5 protein-coding genes are annotated in these 5,972 nt (G+C 69.5%); 4 read left to right on the top strand and 1 reads right to left on the bottom strand.

Annotated elements, in window-relative coordinates:
- Positions 1 to 15: 15 nt before the first annotated feature.
- Positions 16 to 1,449: a PucR family transcriptional regulator gene (locus tag V7053_RS01060; protein WP_334170407.1), complete on the bottom strand. Its 1,434-nt coding sequence runs from the start codon at positions 1,447 to 1,449 to the stop codon at positions 16 to 18.
- Positions 1,450 to 1,600: 151 nt separating this feature from the next.
- Here V7053_RS01060 and V7053_RS01065 point away from each other — a divergent pair, with 151 nt between their 5' ends.
- From V7053_RS01065 to V7053_RS01080, 4 genes are all read left to right on the top strand, one after another.
- Positions 1,601 to 3,031, top strand: a complete 1,431-nt coding sequence (locus V7053_RS01065) for an aminobutyraldehyde dehydrogenase (RefSeq protein ID WP_334170408.1) — start codon at positions 1,601 to 1,603, stop codon at positions 3,029 to 3,031.
- A 26-nt stretch (positions 3,032 to 3,057) separates the two neighbouring features.
- Positions 3,058 to 4,419, top strand: a complete 1,362-nt coding sequence (gene gabT / locus V7053_RS01070) for a 4-aminobutyrate--2-oxoglutarate transaminase (RefSeq protein WP_334170409.1) — start codon at positions 3,058 to 3,060, stop codon at positions 4,417 to 4,419.
- Positions 4,420 to 4,526: 107 nt separating this feature from the next.
- Positions 4,527 to 5,399, top strand: a complete 873-nt coding sequence (locus V7053_RS01075; protein ID WP_334170410.1) for a universal stress protein — start codon at positions 4,527 to 4,529, stop codon at positions 5,397 to 5,399.
- A 64-nt stretch (positions 5,400 to 5,463) separates the two neighbouring features.
- The gene (locus V7053_RS01080) at positions 5,464 to 5,901 is read left to right on the top strand and encodes an OsmC family protein (RefSeq protein WP_334170411.1); all 438 of its coding nucleotides are present in this window, start codon (positions 5,464 to 5,466) and stop codon (positions 5,899 to 5,901) included.
- Positions 5,902 to 5,972 lie beyond the last annotated feature (71 nt).

Here is a 5,972-nt window from a genome sequence, read left to right on the forward strand (position 1 = left end):
GCTTAGTTGGGCCGGTCAGGTGCGGGCGACCCGCCGCACCGCGAGCGCGAGGTACAGCTGCACGCGGTCGGCGGTGACGGCCGGGTCGTAGCCCGTGAGCTCGGCGATCTGGGCGAGCCGGTACCGGACGGTGTTCCGGTGCAGGTTGAGGTCGTCGGCCACCGAGGCCACGGATCCGTTGAGGTTGAGGTACGTCTCCAGGGTGTGCACGAGCTCGGAGCCGTGCTGCTTGTCGAAGCGGACGAGCGGACCGATCGCTTCGCCCGCCATGTCGGCGAGCGGGACGTCCTCGCTCGAGAGCAGGAGCGACGTGAGGCTCAGCCGCTCGGGCTCGTTGACCTCGAGGCCCCGCGCGGCGGCCTCCTTGGACTCGAAGAAGCTCCACCGCAGCCCGTTCGGTTTGGTGTAGCTGCCGCCGATGCCGATCGTCGCGTGGATCCCTGCTTCGACGAGATGATCCGCGAGGCTCCGCGCGAGCTGAGGCGCGCGGGCGCCGTCGTCCTCGACGACGACGACGAGGTCCCTGTCCACCATCGCGCTCACCGCGCCGTCGAGCGCCGCGGGCAGCGTCGTGCCGCGCAGGTTCTTGTGGTGGGCCGCGGACTCAGCGAGCAGCACGACGTTCCGCTTCGTCGAGTTGACGCCGACCCCTGCGAGGCGGCGCGAGGCCTCCTCCGTGTCGAGGGAGCCGCGGACGACGTCGGCCATCACCTGCCCGGCGAGGGCTCGCTGGGCTTGGCGCTGCTTCGTGAGGTTGTTGAGCTCGACGCTGATGAGGTTCTGGGCGTAGCCGATGATGCCGGTGTCGTCGAACGGCTTCTTCGCCCAGAGCGTGCAGGCGTCGCGCCGCCCGGTGGGCACCGGGAAGGCGACCCAGCGGTCCATCGTCGGCGCCCCGGCGTCCTTGCTGCTCGAGTACAGCTCCGCAGTGAACTGTGTGAGGGCGAGCTCGGTGCCGAGCATCCCGCTCAGGTGCTTGAGGAGTTCGGCGAGGCCGCCGCCCGTGAGGAGCGACCGCGCGAGGACCTGGTGGTCCCCGATGAGCTTCTCGAGCTTCGCGTAGTGGTCCGCGGAATGCGAGTCCGCGACGAGCTTGCTGATGGCGATGAACGGCGTCTGGTACGGAACCTCGAGGACGGGCAGGCCCCACCGATTGGCTTCGGCGACGAGGGCTGGCGGGACGTTGTCGTGTCCGAGGCCCACGCCGAAGCCGATGCCGACGGCGCCCGCCCGCTGCAGGACGCGGACGAAGCGCCGCTGCTCCTCTGCCGACCGCTGGCGCACCCCCGTAGTGAGCACGAGTTCGCCGCCGCTCAGGAACATCGACGGGTTCTCCTGCTCCGTGACGGCCACCCAGGCAATCTCGCGGTTGAGGGTAGAGGTCGCCGAACCCGCGAGCGTGAGCCCAAGCCCTGGGGCGTCGAGCAGCGCGGAGAGGGTGAGAGCCATGGGACCACTATAGGGGTTCGACGCTGGGCTCTTGCACCATGACTAGGAAGCTTTCCAGTGCAATCGGCCATACTCGCCCTAGCTCGGGTCGCCTAGTCTCGGGGAGAGGCCAGTGCGGCCCCGAGAGACCCAGCGAACGAGGAAAGACACCGTGGTCCAGACCTTGCAGAACTTCATCGGCGGCGAGTTCGTCACGCCGGCCGGCACAGAGGTGCTCGAGATCGTCAACCCGACGAACGGGGACGTCGTCGCGCACGCTCCCGTCTCGACCGGGGCGGACGTCGACGCCGCGATGGCGGCCGCCGGGCGCGCCTTCGCGACGTGGAAGCGCACGACGCCGGGCGAGCGCCAGCGCCTCCTGCTCCGCCTTGCGGACTCGGTCGAGGCCGCGAGCGACGAGCTCGTCGAGGCGCAGCACCGCAACACGGGACAGGTGAAGTCGCTCATCGCCTCGGAGGAAGTCGCGGCGGGGGCCGACCAGCTGCGCTTCTTCGCCGGCGCGGCGCGGTTGCTCGAAGGGAAGTCTGCGGGCGAGTACTTCGAGGGGCACACGTCGTTCGTGCGCCGCGAGCCGATCGGCGTCGTGGCCCAGGTGGCGCCGTGGAACTACCCGTTCCTCATGGCGGTCTGGAAGCTCGGACCGGCCCTCGCCGCGGGGAACACGGTCGTCCTCAAGCCCTCCGACACGACCCCCGAGTCGACCCTCGTCCTCGCACGACTGGTCCAGGGCATCTTCCCCGCCGGCGTCGTGAACGTCGTGCTGGGCAACGCGTCCACCGGAGCGCTCATGGTCGAGCATCCGCTCCCCGGCCTCGTCTCGATCACGGGCTCCGTCCGGGCCGGCGTCGCCGTCGCGACCGGGGCAGCGAAGGGGCTCAAGCGCTCCCACCTCGAGCTCGGCGGCAAAGCACCCGCCATCGTCTTCGCCGACGCGGACCTCAAGAAGTCGGCCGCCGCGATCGCGGAGTTCGCGTTCTTCAACGCGGGCCAGGACTGCACGGCGATCACCCGGGTGCTGGTCGAAGACGCGGCGCACGACGAGTTCGTGCGGCTCATGGTCGAGCACACGAAGACCCTCGAGACCGGCCACGAGGACGACGCAGAGAACTACTTCGGCCCGCTCAACAACGCCAACCACTTCGACGCGGTCACGCGCGTCGTCGAGGCCCTGCCCGACTACGCGAGGGTCGAGACCGGGGGCCGCAGGGCGGGGGAGAAGGGCTTCTTCTTCGAGCCCACCATCGTCACGGGCGTGCACCAGGACGACGACGTGGTCCAGAAGGAGACGTTCGGACCCGTCCTCACCGTCCAGCCGTTCACCACCGAGGCCGAGGCCGTCGAGCTCGCGAACGACGTCGAGTACGCGCTCGCCTCGAGCGTGTGGACCTCGAACCACGGTCGGGCCATGCGCCTGGCGCGTGATCTGGACTTCGGAGCGGTCTGGATCAACACCCACATCCTGCTCACCGCGGAAATGCCGCACGGAGGCTTCAAGCAGTCCGGCTACGGCAAGGACCTCTCGATGTACTCCGTCGAGGACTACACCCGCGTCAAGCACGTCATGAGCAACCTCGACGCGTAACGCTCTCAGAAAGGAATCACCTCACCATGGACATCACGTACCGCCTCGAGCAGAAGCGCAGGGTCCTCGGGGACTTCCCCGGCCCCAAGTCCCTTGAGCTCGCCGCACGGCGCGCCGCGAGCGTCGCCAAGGGCGTCGCCTCCTCCGTCCCCGTCTACGTCGCCGACGCCGACGGCGGCGTGATCCACGACGTCGACGGCAACTCGTTCATCGACCTCGGCTCGGGCATCGCGGTGACGACCGTCGGCGCCTCCGACGCCGCCGTCGTCGGCGCCGTCAAGGAGCAGGTGGAGCATTTCACGCACACGTGCTTCATGGTCTCCCCATACGAGGGCTACGTCGCCGTGGCCGAGAAGCTCAACCAGCTCACGCCGGGCGAGCACGAGAAGCGCACGGTCCTGTTCAACTCGGGCGCCGAGGCCGTCGAGAATGCCGTCAAGATCGCGCGCGTCGCGACGGGCCGCAACGCCGTCGTCGCCTTCGATCACGCGTACCACGGACGCACGAACCTCACGATGGGCCTCACGGCGAAGGCGATGCCGTACAAGTCCGGCTTCGGCCCGTTCGCGGGCGAGATCTACCGCGCCCCGATGAGCTACCCGTTCCGCGAGGAGAACCCGCAGATCACGGGCAAGGAGGCCGCCGAGCGGGCGATCCTCATGATCCAGAAGCAGATCGGCGCCGAGCAGGTCGCGGCCATCATCATCGAGCCGATCCAAGGCGAGGGCGGCTTCATCGTCCCGGCCGACGGCTTCCTGCCCCGCATCGCCGAGTTCGCCAAGGAGAACGGCATCGTCTTCATCGCGGACGAGGTCCAGTCGGGCTTCTGCCGCACCGGCGAGTGGTTCGCCGTGCAGCACGAGGGCGTCGTGCCGGACCTCATCACGACGGCGAAGGGCATCGCCGGCGGGATGCCCCTCTCCGCGGTCACGGGCCGCGCGGAACTGCTCGACGCCGTCCACGGCGGCGGCCTCGGCGGAACGTACGGCGGCAACCCGGTCGCCTGCGCGGCAGCCCTCGCCGCCATCGAGACGATGGACACCCAGAACCTTCGGGGCCGGGCGCGCGAGATCGAAGCCACGGTCAAGCGCCGCATCGGCGCACTGCGCGATGAGCTCGGCGCGGACAGCATCATCGGCGAGCTCCGGGGCCGCGGCGCCATGCTTGCGATCGAGTTCGTCAAGAAGGGCAGCGCGGCCACGACCAAGCAGCCCGACGCGGACGCGACCAAGCGGATCGCCGAGCACTGCCTCAAGGAGGGCGTCATCATCCTCACGTGCGGGACCTACGGCAACGTGATCCGCCTGCTTCCGCCGCTCGTCATCAGCGATGAGCTCCTCGCCGACGGTCTCGACGTACTCGAGGCGGCCATCCGAGCGAACTCCTGACGCTTGCCTGATCACCCCGCCTGAGACACGGCGTCGCTGCGCGCGCGGACCACGCGCGCAGCGACGGCCCGTGCGCGCTCTCGTTTTCGTGACGTAGAGTCGGCGTCATGCGGTATGTGGTCGGCTACCAGTCGGACGAACGCGGACGGGACGCGGTCGCGCTCGCCGTCGCGATTGCCCGCGCCCAGGGCGCGAAGCTCGACATCATGCTCGTCCTCGGCGAGGACGCTCCGTATGTTGCGGCCAACCCGGAGGGGAAGCGCGTCAACGCGGAGGAACAGCACGTCCTCAGTGCGCAGCGCACGGCCCTCGCCGTCGTTCCGAAGGACGTCGAAGCCGAGTTCCATGTGCGCCAGGGCAGTTCGGCGGCGGCCGTCCTCATTGAGACGGCCGTGGAGTTCGAGGCCGCACTCATCGTCGTCGGCGCCGCGAGCAACGGCCTGTTCAAGCGCTACACGGTGGGCACGGTCGCCAACGCACTCCTGCACGCGTCGCCCATACCCGTTGCCCTCGCGCCGCGCGGGTACACGCGGACGGAGCCCATCGAGCGGCTCACGGCGTTCATCGGCCAGAGGCAGGGCGCGGACGCCGCGATCGACGTCGCGCTCGTCGCCGCAGGGCGCCGCGACGTTCCTTTGCGGTTCGTCTCCCTCGTGGAGCTCGACGCGCGGGGCGAGCACGGCGAGAGCGTCAACGCCGCGCATCGGCACGCGAACACCGTCCTTACCGAGGCTGCTCGGCGCCTGCCCAAAGAGCATGAAGCGAGCGTCGAGGTGGCCCACGGGCGGACGTTCGAGGAGGCCGTCGACAGCGTCGACTGGCTCGAGGGCGAGCTCGTGATCATCGGCTCGAGCCGGCTCGCCCAGAAGCGGCGCCTCTTCCTGGGCTCGACCGCCAACAAGATCCTTCGGGTGCTCCCGGTACCGCTCGTCGTCGTGCCCCTCGAATACGAGCGTGCGGAGTCCCACCCCCTCGGATAGCGGCGGTTCCGGGTCGTTCCGCGCGAGGCTGGGCAATGTGCCGGGCGCGGATCATGATAGTTCCATGGACTTCGCGGCCAGCATCGCCACGGCGGAAACGGGCGGAGAGCGCTCGCTCGCGGAAACCTCCAGTCTCCTGATCCGGCACCACAAGACGGGCGCGGCTCGCATCTCGATCGGCCTGCCGACCGGAGGCCACATGCTGCACTTGGCCGCGGCCACCTGCCTCTTCAACGACCTCCACACTGCCGCAGCCCAGCGGGGTCTGCGTCTCGGCCCGGTGTCCGTTCGAGCCGACGGCGGCTTCGACGACACCATGACCTCCTCGACCGGGATCCAGATCACGGTCGAGATCTGCGGGGAGGCTGCCGCCGACGAGCTGCGCACCCTCGTCCTCGAGACGTTCGAGGTCTCGACTGTTGCGTGCATCCTCAGGCGCGCCACGAGCGTTGAGATCACGGATATCACCGCGCGGACGACGGCGCCGAGCGGCTCCGCGTGAGCGTCGCCCCCGCTCGCTCCCTCCGCGGCCGTCCCCCCGCATGACCGTTCCTCGACGGCACGGCCGTTCCT

The sequence above is a fragment of the Sinomonas sp. genome (genome assembly GCF_036848755.1).
Lineage (GTDB): Bacteria > Actinomycetota > Actinomycetes > Actinomycetales > Micrococcaceae > Sinomonas.